This window comes from Belliella calami (assembly GCF_022549695.1).
Classification (GTDB): domain Bacteria; phylum Bacteroidota; class Bacteroidia; order Cytophagales; family Cyclobacteriaceae; genus Belliella; species Belliella calami.
Genome location: NZ_JAKZGS010000014.1, coordinates 77,154 through 94,390, shown reverse-complemented (window position 1 = coordinate 94,390; position 17,237 = coordinate 77,154). Strand labels below are relative to the sequence as shown.

The following is a 17,237-nucleotide window of genomic DNA, read 5'->3' as shown; positions in this document are numbered from 1 at the left end:
AGTTAAATTACTCTTGAAATATAGTGAACAGCACTGTATGACCTACTGCTTTTAGAGTCCTTCTATCTATCAATTCCATATTGTCATCATGGGTATGATGGTACCTCCCAAAACCTATTTCAGGAGAGAACTCAATAATATCAATCATCGGTATCCCAGCATTTTTATTGACAAAGTAATGGTCGTCAGTGATCTCTCCTGCATCTTTGAGGATGAAGTAGTCCGAATATCCCAATTCTATTCCATAATTCCATACCTTGTTGACTATGTTTCTTGCAAAGTACATAGAATGACCTTCTCTGTAAAATCTAGCCCCTTTACCTCCTACCATATCAAGCAAAATACCGTAGTAGGCTTTATAACCACTTTGATGTGGAGATTTAGACCAATATTGTGACCCTAGACACCACCAAATTTGAGAATTATCCCTTCTATTCGCATGCTCAGGCTCACCATCATCTTCCCCGTCAAATAGAATAAAATCCACTCCTACATCGGCTTTCAATTCAGAAGTAGATAAAATTCTAGCCAACTCTAATGCTACTCCAACACCTGACCCACCGTCATTCGCTCCGTCTATTGGTTCGTCTATTCTCTGAGTATCTTTATCAGCTATCCTTCTTGTATCCCAATGTGCCGAAATCATGATTCTCTTTTGAGCAGTTGGGTTATACGAGGCTATGATATTTGTCAAATCCCATATAAGGCCATCATAAGTTCTTGCTTGGAATTCTTGTGTCTGAACTTCCAAACCAAACTCTCGAAACTTTGAAACGATCCATTCTTTTGTCTGCTCATGGCTAGAAGTCATTGGGACTCTAGGCCCAAAATCAACCTGCCTTTGAATATAATAAAACGCTGAGTCTGCATTGAATTCAGGAACATCTTTATAGACAGTTTGTTCAGTTTCTTGTTTCGAAGATGTCTTCGAGTCACATGCCCAAATACTTACGACCAGCAATAGGACAAACAATATTCTACTCTTCATAAGCCCAGTCTATTTTATCTTTCATGTCTTTGACAATAATCCCCATTTCCTTCAATGCTCCTCTTATCTCGTCAACTTTACTGTAATTCTTTGCCAATTTTGCATCAGCATAAATTTTTAGCAACACGTTTAGCAAGCCTTCTTGATGATCTGGCTTTTCTTCTTTAAGCCCCAATATATCTTCGACAAAGACAACAAATGTATTGATCATTTTCTCAAAAACTTCCTTTCCCAAATGCGAAGCATTCAATTGCCCTGTGTAAATGGAGTTGATTTTCTTGAGAAGATTGAACAAATGTCCAATTGCCTGTGCAGTATTGAAATCATCATCCATAGCCCTATATGCATTCGTGATAATCTGCTCTACCTGCTCTGCTTGTTTTTGATCAACTTCTTCATTTTGGTTCACTTCAAAAACCAAACCTTTTGCAATTCTCAATCCATTGATGATCTTTTTGCAGCCTTTTTGAGCCGCTCTTAATGCATCATTGGAAAAATCCAAAGTTGACCTATAATGTGCCGTCAAGATAAAATAACGGATCGTCATTGGGCTATAGGCCTGTTCCAACAGATCATGCTCACCTGTAAACAACTCTTGAAGGGTAATAAAGTTTCCCAAAGACTTGCCCATTTTCTGGCCATTGATCGTGATCATATTGTTGTGCATCCAATATTTGGCTGGGTCTTGATGGTTGCAAGCATTTCCTTGTGCAATCTCACATTCATGATGTGGGAACATCAAATCCATTCCTCCGCCGTGAATATCGAATTGCTTTCCAAGGTACTTGGAACTCATCGCTGTACATTCCAAATGCCAACCTGGAAATCCCACTCCCCAAGGAGACTCCCATTTCATCAAATGTTCTGGAGCAGCATTCTTCCACAAGGCAAAATCTACCGCATTTCTTTTTTCAGACTGTCCATCAAGATCTCTACTTCCCGAAATCAACTCCTCCAATACCCTGCCTGACAATTTTCCATACTTCTGCGTTTCGTTGTATTTCAAAACATCAAAATACACAGAACCATTGACTTCATAGGCAAGTCCTTCGTGCATGATTGCCTGAACTAATGCGATCTGCTCGGGGATATGTCCGGTGGCTCTAGGTTCTATGCTGGGTTTGATAGTATTCAAAGCCAACATATCTCTATGATATGAGTCTGTATATTGCTGAGCCACTTCCATTGGCTCCAGCTGTTCGAGTTTTGCTTTTTTTGCGATTTTATCTTCACCTTCGTCAGCATCACCTTGCAAGTGACCTACATCAGTAATATTCCTGACATACCGTACTTTCATCCCCAGATGAGTCAAGTATCTGTTGACAGTATCAAAAGTGATTGCGGGTCTTCCGTGTCCTAAATGGGCATCACCATAGACAGTAGGTCCACATACATACATCCCTACAAAGGGTGGACTTAATGGTTCAAAAATCTCCTTTGTCCTAGAAAGGGTATTATATATTTTAAGTTGGGAATTTTGTTTCATAATTATCATCTTGCTTACGATCCTAAAATCAGACCAAATAAATCAAGTTATTGAATAAGCCTGCAAATTAGGATATAGAATTTATGTTAAGAAGTAACTAAGCTAATTTCGGATCAACTTTAACTTTATTTTAATCCTAATTCTCGAAGTATACTACTTATTTCATCTTTTGAAAGGTTGTCTAATTCACTTTTGTCATAGATGTAGACTAAATAAACTTCCTCTTCTTTTCTTAAGATCAACGAAATCACTCTAGCTCCTCCGGATTTCCCTTTGTTTTTAGAAGAAATAGACACCCTTATTTTATGTAGATTTTGACCTAAATGAACCCCTAAACTTGGTTCTTCTGAAAGTTTATCAATAAGTATATCAAGTTCGTTTTTTAGCGATGGGTATTTCTTGGCTAATTTTTTAAAAAGTCGCTTGAATACAGGTGTAATTATTATATCATAGCTCATTTAAAAAATCTTTAGCTTTTTGCTTTGGCAACTTACCTTCTCTGATAAGCTTCACTTCGGAGAGGCTAACTTTTAGTTCATCCAGAGCTTCTTCATCGATCTCTTCAACCTTTACATAATCAAGTGTCCTGATAAACTCAAGAAAAGTCTTGTACTTATTTTCCGAAATATTTAAAGTCAACTGTTTCATAATTATTTAAAAACAAATTTACAATTGACCACATTCTGTGAAAGCATGATCAACCCGATACACTTATAAACAAAAATACACTAATAAAAGGTCAATTTCAAAGTTGTCTATTTTCCACTCAAAATTTCTTGAAAAAAGAAAAATGAATTACTTATTAAAACAAAAGGCCTGAACATTAATTTGTCCAGACCTTTTTGATTCAATTACATTTATTTTTTTAGCTCAATCAATGCTTGAAATGCCTCACACCTGTCATCACCATACTCATGCCGTGTGCATCACAGAAATCCACAGAATCCTGATCTTTAATAGATCCACCCGGCTGAACTACTGCTGAAATCCCTTCTTTTGAGGCTATCTCTACGCAGTCAGGGAATGGGAAAAATGCATCTGAAGCCATTACCGCACCTTTCAGTTCGAACCCGAAGGATTTGGCTTTTTCAATCGCTTGTCTCAAAGCATCTACACGAGAAGTCTGACCAACACCTGATGCAAATAATTGATTGCTGTTGCTCAGGATAATCGTGTTTGACTTGGTATGCTTACATATTTTTGCAGCGAACACCAATGCATCTTGCTCTTCCTCTGAAGGCGACACTTTTGTAACAACCTTAAAATCCGCCTTTGTTTCAGTTTGCAAATCTTTATCTTGCTCAATTATACCATTGAGCAAAGTTTTGATTTGTTTTGTGCCTTTTATCTGGATTTTTTGCTTTAATAAGATTCTGTTTTTCTTTCCTTTCAACAAAGCCAAAGCATCCTCATCAAATGAAGGAGCAATCAGGACTTCGAAGAAAAGGCTATGCATTTCCTCTGCTGCTGCCAAATCAACATTTTCATTAGTAATCAATACTCCTCCAAATGCAGAAGTAGTATCAGCTGCAAATGCCTTTTGATACGCCTCTTTCACAGAATCAGCAAGTGCCACTCCGCAAGCATTGGTATGCTTCAAAATCGCAAAAGCCGTCTCTTCTTTGAACTCAGCGATCAAAGCTACCGCTGCATCCACATCCACAAGGTTATTGTAAGACAATTCCTTTCCATTCAACTGATCGAATAACTCCTCCAAATCCCCATAAAAATGTGCTGCTTGATGTGGATTTTCTCCATATCTCAATGCTTTTGCTTTGGTTTCGGATACTTTCAGAGCAGGAATAGCTTCTGTTCTGTTGAAGTAATTGAAAATATGCGTATCATAGTTTGACGAAACTTGGAAAGCCTGTGCCGCAAAATATCTTCTATCTTCCAAAGTAGTCGCACCATCTTGTGCTTTCAATCTTTCTTCCAACTCACCATATTGTGCCTTAGAAGCAATGATCGTTACATCCTTGAAATTCTTGGCAGCAGCACGGATCAAAGAAATCCCTCCAATATCTATTTTCTCAATAATATCACTTTCCTCCGCTCCTGAAGCTACCGTCTCTTCAAATGGATAAAGATCCACGATTACCAAGTCAATCGCAGGAATGTCGAATTCTGATGCTTGGGAAATATCCCCATCGTGATCTCTTCTATGAAGAATTCCACCAAAAACTTTAGGGTGCAACGTTTTTACCCTACCTCCGAATATGGAAGGATACCCAGTCAGTTCTTCAACAGGTATTACTTCAGCACCTTGTTCTTCAATAAACTTCTGCGTGCCTCCTGTAGAGTAGATTTTCACTCCTTGAGCTTTGAGCTGTGCGATGATAGGTTCAAGATTGTCTTTGTAAAAGACTGAAATTAGAGCGGATTGGATTTTTTTGTTTGCCATAATGAATTAGCTAAAAATGCGTCTAGACTTTCAAGTCAATTTGCATTTGTGAGCATATGTAGTGATTGGAATTTTTTTCAAGTTGCAAAGGTAGGAAAACCAAGGGATTAAAGCAGGCTTTCTATGACATTTGGAAAGTATTTATGTTCCAGAGCATGTACTTTATTCGCTATATCTTCTGGTGTATCAGTCTCCAAAACCTCAACACCAGCCTGAAATATCACTTTTCCTTCATCATAGTTTTCATTTACCAAATGAATCGTAATACCAGTTTCTGAATCAGAAGCATCTTTTACTGCTTGATGTACATGCATGCCATACATCCCTTTACCACCATATTTTGGAAGCAATGCTGGATGAATGTTTACAATTCTCTCAGGAAATGCCTTGATCAACCCCTGTGGGATTTTTAGTAAGAAACCGGCCAACACCACAAAATCAACCTCTAAGCTTGACAACATTTTCGTAAGCAATCCATCTTCCAAATCTGACCTGTTAAAAATAAAAGTTGGGACACTGAATTTTTTGGCTCGTTCAAGTACATACGCGTCTTTTTTGTTTGAAGCTACAAGTACAATCTGCGCTTTTTCTGAATTCTGAAAATACTCGATTATTTTCTCTGCGTTGGATCCACTTCCTGATGCTAGAATTGCGATTTTTTTCACTGTTTGGGTTTTTAAATTTTAAAAAAACAAAAATAAAGAAATAGAAATGAAATCAATCTTCTTTTCAAGAATTAAGGAATGCAAGTGAAAAAGACACAACCTTTGGTAGTTAATGGTACGTTAAGGAATTTGAATCCTAAATTAATCGATTATGAAAAAATTCCTTTTGTTTTCTATCATTGCTGGACTGATTGCGTCTTGCACAGTTGTCAAGCAAGGTGAAGTAGGTGTTAAAAGAAAATTCGGCAAACTTAGCAGTAATATTTCCGATGCTGGACTGGTAAGTTTCAACCCTTTTACTACAACTGTCATAAAAGTCCCAATTCGTACCGTAAATCAAGAAGTCAAATTAAACCTCCCAAGTAAAGAAGGATTGACCATCGAATCAGAGATATCAATTCTCTACAATATAGCAAAAGACAAAGTTCCTTTCATTCTAGAAGATGTGGGCGAAAACTATGAAAGAGTCTTGATCATGAATGTTTTCAGATCAGCAGCGGCCGATGTCACAGCTCAATACATGGCTAAGGACATGCACTCTGGAATGCGTGGACAAATCGAAAATCAAATTCAAGATAGAATGCACGAATCATTACTCGAAAGAGGTTTTATCATTGAAAGAGTTCTCATGAAGAGCATCAAATTGCCAGCTGAACTAAGCCGGGCAATTGAAAGGAAACTGCAAGCAGAACAGGAAGCGCAGCAAATGGAGTATGTGCTAGACAGAGAAAGAAAAGAAGCTGAAAGAAGACGAATCGAAGCAGAAGGTACAAGAGATGCACAGAAAATCTTAGCAGAAGGCTTAGTCCGTGAGATCATAGAACTAAGAAGTATCGAAGCTTTCAGGGAATTAGCAAATTCTCCAAACACCAAAATAATCATCACTGATGGCAAGACTCCTTACCTGATTAATAATCAGAAGGATTAAATTATTAACATGTTGAAAAAGCAGGTCTTTGCAGATGAATCTATGCAAAAACCTGCTTTTCTTTTGGTCTTTTCAGACATTTAGGATTTATTTTTTGGAAAAAGCAAATAGATGGTTTAGAAACAACTCTCAACAAATCAGCATCATCAATCTTCTATAGCAAACCCATACTAAGTATCCCCGTCAGCATCAGTAGCTTTGACAAAATGCTTAATTGAGTGAAATGAGCTTTTCTGTCTGCTATGTATATTTTATACATAAATAAAAAAAAGAGAAAGCTCAAACCTCCAAAGTAATAGAATAGTAACACATTATTGATTTTGAAAGTGACAATAAGTATTGCACAAACAAAAGCAATTGCGATAACGAAAATCACTCGTTTTGTATTCCTAAAACCAATTACAATCGGCAAGGTTCTGCAACCATGCTTTCTATCTCCCTGCCTATCTTCAACATCTTTGATAATCTCTCGAATCAAATTGATAAAAAAGGCAAAAATAGCATAGGTCAACACAAGCAACTCGGACTTCTGATAATAGTAACCTATGAGCCAAATCGCTGTTCCGGTAAGTAAAGCCACTACAAAATTCCCCACAAAAGGCAACCTTTTCAACAAATTGCTATACAGCCAAAGCAAAAAAGCAGCTATAAAGAATATCACCCCTACCCTTGGACTTACTATCCAAGCGATTGCTATGCCTGTGAAATTGAGTATTGAATGAAAGAAAATTGCCACCCTCCTTCTCATACCCTTGCCTATGATTACTTCCTCAGGCTTATTGATATAGTCAATCTTTACATCATAATAATCATTGATCATATATCCTGCAGCTGTCAAAATCACAGTGGCCAGAATCAACAAATACAAATCTATATCCTGAAGCACAGGGACTCCAAGCCGATCAGTCTCCACCAAAAAATATGCTGTCATCAATTGGGCAAATGCTACAATCACCAAATTCACAGGCCTGCTGATCTTAAATAAACTCCAAAAAGAAAAGGACTTAGCCATCTATTAAATATTGAACTGTAAAAGTACGACAAGAATCTGGTATTGGAAGGGTGGACATGATTTTTGATGTTAGATTTAAGAAGGTAGATTTTGAAGAAAACAAATGCATAAAAAGCAAAACCTTCCCCGATGAATATCTTGGAGACAAGATTAGAGTCAGTCAGGAAATATGAATCCATTAGATCCATATCTTAAAACCCCACAATTTTATAAGCATTTTGCACCAAGACTCCTGACAAAACAACTTTTGCGAACCTTTGCTCCTTTATTTGCTTTGCGAGAAGGCTACTGTCTTACCTTTCTTCTGCCAAAGCTACCTTCAACTGAAAATATGAATACCTTTCTCCAAACTGCTCCTTCAATGGCTTGAGAAAATGTGTCCCCTGCCTTCTATACGCCAATCTAATATTCAAAATATCATCTTTAGACAAAAATTTCTCAGCATCCACTTCTTTCTTTTTGACCATATTTACCAAATGCTCCTCTACAGTATTGAAAGTCATACCCCTTTCTTCAGCTATCTGATATATATTTTTACCTTCATTGAACAACTTTAAAGTCAACGCTTCTGACTGGGAACTCCGAACTGGCTTTGCTCTTTGGGTTTGTACTTTTCTATGGGGAGTGAGGTTATTTTTTTTGACATATTCTCCTACAACTTTGAGAAAGTCATCACCATAACTTTGTGCTTTCACTTGCCCTACGCCCGAAATCGTCAAAAATGAAGCCTCATCAACTGGCAGATAGGTAGCCATCTCCAGCAATGAATTATCAGCAAAAACTACATAAGGAGGAACCCCGCTTTTTTGGGCAATGGAATACCTTAGAGCTTTCAATTCATCCAACAGCTCTTCGTGATGTGTACTTGGTTTACTTGATACTTCTGATAAAGATTCTTCCATTGGGAGCAAGATCTTTTCTTTAGCTTTTAGCTTTTGCCAAGCAAATTCCGTGAGTTTCAAAGTGGGGAATTGAGCACCTGCCTCTGCTAAGTAATCTTCTTGAAGCAACTTGTCGCCTAGATCCTTCCAAAATGACTCCGGTCTATCTTTTCCAATTCCATAAACACTCAAACTCTGATGTGCTTCTTGGACTTTGGCAGATTTTGACCCTCTAAGCACAAGAATGACATAGCCTATCCCAAAATTCTCCCCCAATCTGGCAACTGTCGAAAGCAACATCTGCGAAGGTATAGTCATATCTTGCCGATTTCCCTTTTGGAAGCAAATATCACAATTGCCACAATCCCCGGCATGGTTCTCCCCAAAGTAATTCAGTAAAAACTTCCTCCTGCAGACCTTCGTCTGACAAAATGATTTCATCTTCTCCAACTTATCCTGCATCACGTGGGTAAACTCTTGATTTTCGCCTTGATCTAGCATTCTACCAAGTGTAATCGCATCTTGACCAGAATAAAACAACAACGCATCGCTCGGAAGTCCATCCCTTCCTGCCCTTCCAGTCTCCTGATAATACCCTTCAATATTTTGGGGCATATTCATGTGAACGACAAATCTGACATTCGACTTATCTATCCCCATCCCAAACGCTATCGTGGCCACCATGATTTTGACTTCATCTTTGATGAAAAGCTCTTGGTTTTTCTCACGCTCTTCCCTAGGCAAACCCGCATGATAGGGTAATGCAGACATCCCTCTTACTTGAAGCTCTGAAGCCGTCTCCTCCACATTCTTTCTGGATAGGCAATAGATCACACCTGAGTCTTTCTTATGAAAATCAAGAAACTCTAGCAATTTGCCCATAGCGTCTCGCTTGGCTGTAACCCGATAAGTAATATTACTTCTGTCAAAAGAGGAAATAAACCACTGTGGCGTTTTTAACCCCAACTTATCAGCAATATCCTTTCTGGTCAACTTATCCGCAGTGGCCGTCAATGCGATAAATGGTATTTGTGGAAATAATTTCCTCAATTCCCCAATTTTCAAATACTCAGGTCGAAAATCATGTCCCCATTGAGAGACACAATGTGCTTCATCTATTGCCACAAGAGATAAATTCACTGTTTTCAAAAAATCTATCAAAGGGTAGTCACCCCTATACAGACGCTCAGGAGCGATGTACAAAAGTTTGATTTTTCCAGATTGGATTTGGGAAGATATAAAACGCTGCTCACTTTGGCTTTGGGAAGAATTCAAAAATGCAGCAGAAATCCCATTGGCATTTAAGGCATCCACTTGATCTTTCATCAAAGAAATCAAAGGGGAAATCACCAAGGTCAATCCCCCAAAAACCATCGCTGGAACTTGGTAACATACAGATTTCCCGCCACCTGTGGGCATCAGTACTATTGTATCTTTTTTTGTAAGAATGGATTGGATAATCTGTTTCTGATCTCCTCTGAATTCCGAATACCCAAAAAACTTCTTTAAAATTTCCTCTGGCTTTTTTACTAATACAGCTTGATCCATAAATTACGATAGATAAAAATGAAAATTTAAAGGTATTAAATTTTGCGCTTTTGGGGAAGGGAAATAAATAAAAACAACATAAGGCATCTTTTTATATAAGCTTATTTTTTTTCCATTGAAAATCAGACACTTACTCCGGGTCTTTCAAAGAACCTGAAACTAAACTTGCAAATATAATTGAGGGGGGGTATATTTAGTTTGAAAATTTATTCATCGGCCGAGTAAATAGTTTTTCATTTACCTATTTCTAACCTGCTCCAAGTTTTTCTTGGGGCACAATTTATTTACAAAATGAGAAAAGCTTCATTATTATTTGCAATTTTAATTGGTACTAGCACACTAGCCTTTCCTTGTTCAGGAACTTATTATGCTTGTGGTGGTCAAGACATTCAAAATATGGTTATGGATATGGATGAAAACTGTAGCAGTGGAAGTCATATTACAATAATCGATGTTTGTGACAATGATCATATTTACGAAGTTGATAAAGGATAATATTATATCCTAACCTGACAGGATCTAACAATAGGGAATGTATTTTGAAAATATTCTTGTCAAGAAACCTGTCAGGTTTCATTTGATTTTAAAGAAAAACATTGATTGATATTTTATTACAAAAAGTCTTAATGAACCAATATTAAAAATATGAAACAAAAGTTTTACCTTATTTCCCTATTATTTTTCGCATGCTCTAAAGAACATCCAACAAAAGATATTCTAAACATATCAATAAGTGAAGCCAAACAAATTGACCTTTCAAATGCTGGACTTTCTTCACTTTGGAATTTTACAAGTTCTAAATTGGATGATAAATCATTTCTGGTCTTGAATACCTTCACAAGATCTATAGATACCATTTTTGTAAATCCAAATGGAGGACATTCTATTTCAGGAAGCAATATTCCAACAGAAGGTCCGAATGGAGTAGAATCAATCAACTATTTCACTCGCAACAAAGGAGACTTTCTATTCATAGATCACCATACTGTTTATACGAAAAAAGATGGATTGGTAAATAAAATCAAACTCAATAACATAAAACCTGACTTTTTTGAAGGGATGGTTGCAATCTGTAATGTGAATCTACAGAACAAAAACTTTGATCTTTTGGATACAAAAAATAACTTTCTATATTTTTTCCTCAAAGATCTAACTTCAAGAAAAATACAACCTGTAATGTTGAATCTCTCTGAAAACAAATTACAACTTCTTAATATTCAGATTCCCAAAATTCTACACGATCATGTTCTTTTTTTTAATGAAAACAATTATAACATCGAAAACCCATATACCCCAAACATTCTTTTAGATGAAGATAGGTTATTGATCTCATACCCATTTTCAAACCAACTCCAAGTTTACAGTTTGAAAGAACAGCAGACTAAAAACATTTCCCCAAAATCTGATTTTTTCAAATCTGAAAAAGAAAAACCGAACCAAAACTTCACAAACACGACTTTTATAGAATACACCAAAAGATCAGGTGATTGGCAAGATGACATCTTATTTGGTCCCTTGATGAAATTAGAGAAAAATATCTTTTTCAGATTTGTAAGAGACAACATAATTGAGGGCCAAGGTCAAATTTATTTAGAGGTTTTTAATGATAATCTAACGAAATTAGAGGAAATAAACATCTCGTTGTTAAATCCCAACATTACCATGTATTATATACCGATTGGCAACAGTATTTTTGTTAAATCAAAAAACCAAACCAATGAAGATCTCTTGGAATACTATTTACTAAATCTAAATTAAAAGTTAATCCACTAATAAAATTCATACTTTAACCACAATTATTTTACTATAACCAATATTTCGGAACAGTACTTGCACTATTACCCACATAATACATTTTAAACTAAAACCAATTATTGTTATGTCTACTAAAATGAAATTGAAAGGAAACTGGAACGAAATGAAGGGTAAGTTGAAAGAGAAGTATGGAGAGCTGACAGATGATGATTTAGCTTATGCTGAAGGTCAAGAAGATCAACTTCTGGGCAAACTCCAGAAAAAAACAGGTGCTGCCAAAGAAAAATTGAGCAAATACCTTTTTGAAGATTAATTAATATTTCAATTGCTAAAAACCAATTGATTTTGAATAATACCTAAAAGCGGCTCAAAGCCGCTTTTTTTGTAACCATATGGTTGTCTAATATGTAAATCCGCTTTCTTACCAGTAGCCAAACTAAAATGATATATTCTAAATCAATTGATGCACTGATAACTAATCAACCAATAACCCTTGTGCGATGTGGCGTAAATAAAAATTTTCCGTATGATTTTATTGGTAAATTCACCTGATGGTATCATTGCGGATAAACATATTGACCTGAAACCAAACTTTTTTTCCACTTTTTAAGTAAAGACAATGTACTTTTAATCAATCAAAACTCACCATATGGAATTATCCCTTTCAGAAAAACTGCTTTTGTTGGCCATTCATCCTCAGAATGGAAAATTTATTTCACCTGATTTACACCTAAACTACAGTTTGACAGGTGCTATCTTGTTGGAGCTTTCCATCAAAGAGCACCTCAAGTTAGTTGATGGCAATGTCTATTTAAATGATATTGATAAAATTGACAGTCCTGTATTACTCGGAGTGATAAATTTGATCCAAGAGTCAAAGAAACCTAGAACACTAAAATATTGGGTTCAGAAGTTGGGTAGAAAAAGCGGCAAATTCAGATGGTCAATATTGAAAGATATGGAATCAAAAAGAGTGGTGAGAACACATGAAAAAGCATTTTTGGGAATTATCCCATATAAAAGAGTTTTTGTTTTGGACAAACAACTTAGAAATGAGTTACATATCTCTTTGAAGGAATTTATCAGGAGTCCGGATTCCCAAAACACTGAACAAGTAGCTTTGTTGGGACTGATAGATGCAAGTCAAATGCACAAATTATTGACATCAGACAGCCAAAACAAGAGGGCTATCAAAAAACGAATTCAGGAAATCGTCAGAGAAAACCCCATCAAAGACACCGTCGAGCTAGCAATCAAAGAGATTCAAGCCGCAATCCTAACGATCATTGCCATTAGCGCTGCGACATCAGCCAGTGCAAGGTAAATAAGAAGCTTGAGAAGAAATGACAAGTCAATCCCCTCCACTCAATAAAATTTGTAGAGGGGATTACTTTTTTCCCATAGAAGTCGGTTAAAAAAATTCTAGTATAACTACTGAATCCTATGGATTTTATTAGGATTTTCCCGATTATCAAACAGCATAATTATTTCTATTTCATCTTCATTTATGCGATAATAAATACTTGTTTGTTTTGTAACAACACATTTGAAAAGACCTTTAATTTCCTTAGACTCTGGACAACTATTCGGGAAATCAACAATTCGGTTTACACTATGATCTAACTTATTGATAAAATCTTGTTTTACTTTACTTGACCATTTGAATTCGAGGTAATCAAGCAAATCAGAAAGTCTTGTCTTCGCCCTTGATGAAAAAACAACTTTCCTCTTCATTACCTATACTTCGACATAAATTGTTCGTAATCAATTTTTTCACCCCTATCCAACTCATCCATCCCCTGAAGAATTTCTTTTCTTTGAGCATCCGTAAGTTCATTCCAAAAATCTTTTTCACTTGCTTTTACAAAATCCTTTAGCTTTTTAATCAGCTTAACATCAGTGATTTTTGTAATGTATTCTATAAGAGCATATTTTTCAGTTTGGATATCCATAACTTGATCTTTTTTTACAAAGTTAATATTTTCTAATATGATTTGCTTAATTCTCAACAACTAAACCGCAAATGACAAAAAACACCTGATGAATTGAAGATTTTCGTAACTCATAAACTACCAAACCTTATAGTTCTGCTTTTTTTAAACATTTATGAAATTTTTCAACCATACTTTTCCCTATGCTCAAGTCCTTACAATCTCCCACGAAAAACCTGATGCGATTGAAATTTCCTCCTATCCTTGACAGCAGGTCAACATAATTCCTTAAATTTGAATATAAATATAAACCCAAAAGTAAATGGCATATTATCACAGACTTGGAAATACCCCTCCGAAGAGACATACCCAATTCAGGCAACCTGATGGTAGTCTTTATAAAGAAGAATTGGTGAGCTCAAAAGGGTTTTCTGGTATATATTCTAACTTATATCATATCCATAATCCCAACAATGTTCAAAAAATCGGCAAACCCACCCCTTTTGACTGGGAAATCGCCAAAGAACATGGGCTGAAACAAACACATCTCAAGACAGCTGGAGTAGGCACAACAGGGAAAGATTACCTCAGTGCGCGAAAAATGCTGATGATGAACAATGATGTGATGATGGGCATTTGTTCTCCAGAACAAAGAAAGATGGATTACTTTTTCAAAAATGCTGATGGAGATGAGTTGCTTTACATCCACGATGGAGAAGGTGTGATGTATTCCCAATTTGGGAAACTGGAAGTAAGGCAAGGTGACTACATTGTGATTCCGAGAACTACTATTTATAGATTTGAATTTAATGAAGAAGGTCCACTCAGGCTTTTGGTCATAGAATCCAAAGGTCCGATCGAGACAGTCAAAAGATATAGAAATGAAGTAGGGCAGCTTTTAGAACATTCTCCATATTGTGAAAGGGATATTCGTCCTCCTCATGAAATGTACACAGAAAGTGAAAAAGGCGAATACCTAGTCCAAATAAAAAAGCAAGGGATGCTCCATCCATACACTTACGGCCATAGTCCATTGGACATTGTTGGTTGGGATGGCTATCTATACCCTTATGCGCTTTCGATCCACGACTTCGAACCGATTACTGGTCGAATCCATCAGCCGCCACCGGTGCATCAGACTTTTCAAGCTTGGGGATTTGTGATTTGTTCATTTGTTCCAAGATTATTTGATTACCATCCGTTGTCAATCCCTGCACCATACAACCATAGTAATATTGATTCCGACGAGATCTTGTATTATGCAGAAGGTGAATTTATGAGTAGAAAAGGAATCGACAGAGGTTCATTTACTTTGCACATGGGTGGTTTACCACATGGACCACACCCTGGGACAGTTGAAAAATCGATTGGAGCAAAAGCCACTGAAGAACTCGCTGTGATGCTGGATACATTCAACTCAATGTATGTCACTACACAAGGCTTGGAATTTGTTGATCCGAATTACCCTATGAGTTGGACGGAGTAATTATTGGAATGGATTATAAAGTAGAGTTATATAAAAAGTAAAAAACCTTTGAAAGAGCTTCTGCTCTTTCAAAGGTTTTTTTATTTGGTAAATATTGAAAATAGTTAACACTTTTTTGATTTAATTAGAGGAGTTCAACCTCCCGAAATTATCGGGACAGGCACTTCGGGGTTGTTGTCTCCTGGATCATCTTTATTCCCCGGGTTGCGACCCGGGGTTATTTAAAGTTCAACCCCTTCAGGGTTGTTAAAACCACTTCAATCATCGACTTTATTCCGCGGATTGCAACCCAGGGTTCCGCCACGGCGGACAAGTATTTAAAGTTTAACCCCATTCGGGGTTGACATATGTGTCTCAAATCTAAAATCTCTTGTCTCAAATCTCCCTTTTCTTCTCTCCCTTATTCCCCAATTAACTCAATCAACCAATAACTAACTTTCTTATTCCAAAATCTCCAAAATAGGCTGACCTGTAGCGCCATTGGGAAGGCGAATCCCAAGCATCATTGATAAGGTCGGAGCAATATCTGTGACTGTGGCATATCTTGAACTGCTTCCTGGCTTGATATTCCAACCCATAAAAACTACTGGAACATGGGTGTCATAAGTATAGCCAGTCCCATGGGTAGTACCTTTGTACGAACTGCTTAGCCAAGCTGGCTCCAAGATCAGCAACAAATCCCCTGAAGCTTTGTGGTTGAAGCCCATCTGAAGAAGTGACTTCTTACCTTGGGTATATTCCAGTTTCTTCATATCAGTGGCGGTATAAACTTCCTTGATGCCTTCAAACCCTAAAAGAAAATCAGCCAAGGCTCTTTGGATTTCTTCAACATCTACTCCTTTTTCCTTAGCCAAGTCATGATTGATAAAAACCTGCTCATTTGAGAAATTAGAGATCCAGTTTCCTTCACCGAATTTCTCTGAAGTGAATCCTCTCATTTGTGTCAATACAAACCTATTGTTGAAATTTCCAGTTGGAACATTTTCACTTTTCATATAATCAACAATGTCTGCCACAGCATGATCTGCTGTCAAAAAAACCAAGTACTCACCTTTTCCATATTCTTTGTCCAAGTACTCGAAAAACTTTTCCAACTCCCTATCCAACCTTAGATAATTATCCTCTAGCTCAACCGAGGAAGGCCCAAATCTATGTCCAATATAATCCGGAGAAGAAAAGCTCATTGCCAGTAAGTCTGTTTCTCCATTTTTTCCTAATTTCTCTCCCTCCAATGCAGCATAAGCCAAATCCAATGTTAGTGAATTGCCATAAGGTGTAGTAGAAATCAAACCATATTCTCCATTATCCTCCATCAATGATTTCAAATCATAAGGAAAGGCTGTATTTTCCTTACCGATAAATGGCCCTTCAAATTCATTGTCATCAGCGATACTTTGCTTGTATGTCTCTATCGGAAACAAAGTCTCCCATTTCCCAGAAAGATACTTTTCGGCCAATTTTTTATCATTGAATGACTTCACCCAAGCAGGCAATTCATTATAATAATATGTTGAAGTCATAAAATTGCCAGTTTTGCTATCAAACCAATAAGCATCACCCAAATGTCCCGCAGGAAGTGAAGCTCCTCTATCCTTTATTGCTATGCCAACTACTTTGGAGCGCTTATTTGTCGAAAATCTCAATTCATCAGAAATTGTCGTGGAAAGCATATTTCTCGGAGAAATCTGTCCGTTGCCCTCTGAGCCGCCAATGGCAGTGACAGTGCTGTCCTCTGCACAATAAATACTTCTCCCAAGACTTCTTACATACCAATTATTTGCAATTACGCCATGAGTAGCTGGTGTGGTCCCTGTGTAAACAGACGCATGTCCAGGTCCTGTGTATGTAGGAATATAATTGTAATGGGCATTTTTCATCATAAAACCCTCATTCATCAATCTCTTGAATCCCCCTTCAGTATACCTGTCTTGAAATTTATAGAAATATTCCTGCCTCATCTGATCAACCACAATCCCAACCACTAGTTTGGGTTTGGATTTTTCCTGTGCAAGAGATGAAAAACTGATCAGCAATGCAAAAAGAGGTAATATGAATATTTTCTTCATTTTTTTTTTATTTTTAATTCTGTGCAAATATAAGGATTCCAATTGAAGCCAAAGTAACCATTTTGTTAAATCCACCTCCCTATTTTATTT

Annotated in this window: 17 protein-coding genes; 6 read left to right on the top strand and 11 right to left on the bottom strand. The window is 36.8% G+C overall.

Annotated elements, in window-relative coordinates:
- Positions 1–7 precede the first annotated feature (7 nt).
- The 6 genes from MM236_RS15140 to purN all read right to left on the bottom strand — a co-directional run bounded on the left by MM236_RS15140 (position 8) and on the right by purN (position 5,540).
- A complete protein-coding gene (locus tag MM236_RS15140; protein ID WP_241275831.1) occupies positions 8–988 on the bottom strand; it encodes a M28 family peptidase in 981 nt (326 codons plus the stop codon).
- Positions 978–2,474: a cysteine--tRNA ligase gene (gene cysS, locus MM236_RS15135; protein WP_241275830.1), complete on the bottom strand. Its 1,497-nt coding sequence runs from the start codon at positions 2,472–2,474 to the stop codon at positions 978–980. Before cysS ends, MM236_RS15140 begins: the two co-directional genes overlap by 11 nt.
- A gap of 125 nt (positions 2,475–2,599) precedes the next feature.
- Entirely contained in the window at positions 2,600–2,932 is a 333-nt protein-coding gene (locus tag MM236_RS15130) for a type II toxin-antitoxin system RelE/ParE family toxin (RefSeq protein ID WP_241275829.1), read from the bottom strand.
- Complete coding sequence (locus MM236_RS15125; RefSeq protein WP_241275828.1) at positions 2,922–3,122, bottom strand: hypothetical protein; 201 nt, start codon at positions 3,120–3,122, stop codon at positions 2,922–2,924. Before MM236_RS15125 ends, MM236_RS15130 begins: the two co-directional genes overlap by 11 nt.
- Positions 3,123–3,348: 226 nt before the next feature.
- Positions 3,349–4,875, bottom strand: a complete 1,527-nt coding sequence (gene purH / locus MM236_RS15120; RefSeq protein ID WP_241275827.1) for a bifunctional phosphoribosylaminoimidazolecarboxamide formyltransferase/IMP cyclohydrolase — start codon at positions 4,873–4,875, stop codon at positions 3,349–3,351.
- A gap of 107 nt (positions 4,876–4,982) precedes the next feature.
- Positions 4,983–5,540: a phosphoribosylglycinamide formyltransferase gene (gene purN, locus MM236_RS15115; RefSeq protein WP_241275826.1), complete on the bottom strand. Its 558-nt coding sequence runs from the start codon at positions 5,538–5,540 to the stop codon at positions 4,983–4,985.
- A 151-nt stretch (positions 5,541–5,691) separates the two neighbouring features.
- Between purN and MM236_RS15110 the strand changes: the two genes are divergently transcribed.
- Positions 5,692–6,468: a prohibitin family protein gene (locus MM236_RS15110; protein WP_241275825.1), complete on the top strand. Its 777-nt coding sequence runs from the start codon at positions 5,692–5,694 to the stop codon at positions 6,466–6,468.
- 154 nt (positions 6,469–6,622) lie between these two features.
- On the opposite strand, the gene MM236_RS15105 is transcribed toward MM236_RS15110, so the two are convergent.
- Together MM236_RS15105 and recQ are read right to left on the bottom strand one after the other, a co-directional pair.
- Entirely contained in the window at positions 6,623–7,480 is an 858-nt protein-coding gene (locus MM236_RS15105; protein ID WP_241275824.1) for a geranylgeranylglycerol-phosphate geranylgeranyltransferase, read from the bottom strand.
- A gap of 293 nt (positions 7,481–7,773) precedes the next feature.
- Complete coding sequence (recQ, locus tag MM236_RS15100) at positions 7,774–9,909, bottom strand: DNA helicase RecQ (protein ID WP_241275823.1); 2,136 nt, start codon at positions 9,907–9,909, stop codon at positions 7,774–7,776.
- Between the two features lie 291 nt (positions 9,910–10,200).
- On the opposite strand from recQ, the gene MM236_RS15095 reads away from it, so the two are divergent.
- The 4 genes from MM236_RS15095 (at position 10,201) to MM236_RS15080 (ending at position 12,988) form a co-directional block, all read left to right on the top strand.
- Entirely contained in the window at positions 10,201–10,404 is a 204-nt protein-coding gene (locus tag MM236_RS15095) for a hypothetical protein (RefSeq protein ID WP_241275822.1), read from the top strand.
- A gap of 150 nt (positions 10,405–10,554) precedes the next feature.
- The gene (locus MM236_RS15090) at positions 10,555–11,667 is read left to right on the top strand and encodes a DUF4221 domain-containing protein (RefSeq protein WP_241275821.1); all 1,113 of its coding nucleotides are present in this window, start codon (positions 10,555–10,557) and stop codon (positions 11,665–11,667) included.
- A gap of 121 nt (positions 11,668–11,788) precedes the next feature.
- Positions 11,789–11,977 carry a CsbD family protein gene (locus MM236_RS15085; RefSeq protein WP_241275820.1) on the top strand — a complete coding sequence of 63 codons (189 nt, stop codon included), beginning with the start codon at positions 11,789–11,791 and terminating at the stop codon, positions 11,975–11,977.
- A 336-nt stretch (positions 11,978–12,313) separates the two neighbouring features.
- A complete protein-coding gene (locus tag MM236_RS15080; protein ID WP_241275819.1) occupies positions 12,314–12,988 on the top strand; it encodes a GOLPH3/VPS74 family protein in 675 nt (224 codons plus the stop codon).
- 107 nt (positions 12,989–13,095) lie between these two features.
- On the opposite strand, the gene MM236_RS19805 is transcribed toward MM236_RS15080, so the two are convergent.
- Positions 13,096–13,398, bottom strand: coding sequence for a type II toxin-antitoxin system RelE/ParE family toxin (locus MM236_RS19805; protein WP_369415213.1), 303 nt, complete (start codon positions 13,396–13,398; stop codon positions 13,096–13,098).
- A complete protein-coding gene (locus MM236_RS15075) occupies positions 13,398–13,616 on the bottom strand; it encodes a hypothetical protein (RefSeq protein ID WP_241275818.1) in 219 nt (72 codons plus the stop codon). Before MM236_RS15075 ends, MM236_RS19805 begins: the two co-directional genes overlap by 1 nt.
- 301 nt (positions 13,617–13,917) lie before the next feature.
- On the opposite strand from MM236_RS15075, the gene MM236_RS15070 reads away from it, so the two are divergent.
- On the top strand, positions 13,918–15,081 hold the full coding sequence (locus MM236_RS15070) for a homogentisate 1,2-dioxygenase (protein WP_241275817.1): 1,164 nt from the start codon (positions 13,918–13,920) through the stop codon (positions 15,079–15,081).
- Positions 15,082–15,521: 440 nt separating this feature from the next.
- On the opposite strand, the gene pafA is transcribed toward MM236_RS15070, so the two are convergent.
- Entirely contained in the window at positions 15,522–17,147 is a 1,626-nt protein-coding gene (gene pafA, locus MM236_RS15065; RefSeq protein WP_241275816.1) for an alkaline phosphatase PafA, read from the bottom strand.
- Positions 17,148–17,237: the final 90 nt, after the last annotated feature.

Coding starts and splice junctions, on each gene's coding strand:
- MM236_RS15105 (WP_241275824.1), bottom strand. CDS start 7,480: ATGGCTAAGTCCTTTTCTTTTTGGAGTTTATTTAAGATCAGCAGGCCT.
- MM236_RS19805 (WP_369415213.1), bottom strand. CDS start 13,398: ATGAAGAGGAAAGTTGTTTTTTCATCAAGGGCGAAGACAAGACTTTCT.
- MM236_RS15075 (WP_241275818.1), bottom strand. CDS start 13,616: ATGGATATCCAAACTGAAAAATATGCTCTTATAGAATACATTACAAAA.
- MM236_RS15090 (WP_241275821.1), top strand. CDS start 10,555: ATGAAACAAAAGTTTTACCTTATTTCCCTATTATTTTTCGCATGCTCT.
- MM236_RS15130 (WP_241275829.1), bottom strand. CDS start 2,932: ATGAGCTATGATATAATAATTACACCTGTATTCAAGCGACTTTTTAAA.
- recQ (WP_241275823.1), bottom strand. CDS start 9,909: ATGGATCAAGCTGTATTAGTAAAAAAGCCAGAGGAAATTTTAAAGAAG.
- MM236_RS15085 (WP_241275820.1), top strand. CDS start 11,789: ATGTCTACTAAAATGAAATTGAAAGGAAACTGGAACGAAATGAAGGGT.
- MM236_RS15095 (WP_241275822.1), top strand. CDS start 10,201: ATGAGAAAAGCTTCATTATTATTTGCAATTTTAATTGGTACTAGCACA.
- purH (WP_241275827.1), bottom strand. CDS start 4,875: ATGGCAAACAAAAAAATCCAATCCGCTCTAATTTCAGTCTTTTACAAA.
- MM236_RS15110 (WP_241275825.1), top strand. CDS start 5,692: ATGAAAAAATTCCTTTTGTTTTCTATCATTGCTGGACTGATTGCGTCT.
- MM236_RS15140 (WP_241275831.1), bottom strand. CDS start 988: ATGAAGAGTAGAATATTGTTTGTCCTATTGCTGGTCGTAAGTATTTGG.
- cysS (WP_241275830.1), bottom strand. CDS start 2,474: ATGAAACAAAATTCCCAACTTAAAATATATAATACCCTTTCTAGGACA.
- MM236_RS15080 (WP_241275819.1), top strand. CDS start 12,314: ATGGAATTATCCCTTTCAGAAAAACTGCTTTTGTTGGCCATTCATCCT.
- pafA (WP_241275816.1), bottom strand. CDS start 17,147: ATGAAGAAAATATTCATATTACCTCTTTTTGCATTGCTGATCAGTTTT.
- MM236_RS15070 (WP_241275817.1), top strand. CDS start 13,918: ATGGCATATTATCACAGACTTGGAAATACCCCTCCGAAGAGACATACC.
- MM236_RS15125 (WP_241275828.1), bottom strand. CDS start 3,122: ATGAAACAGTTGACTTTAAATATTTCGGAAAATAAGTACAAGACTTTT.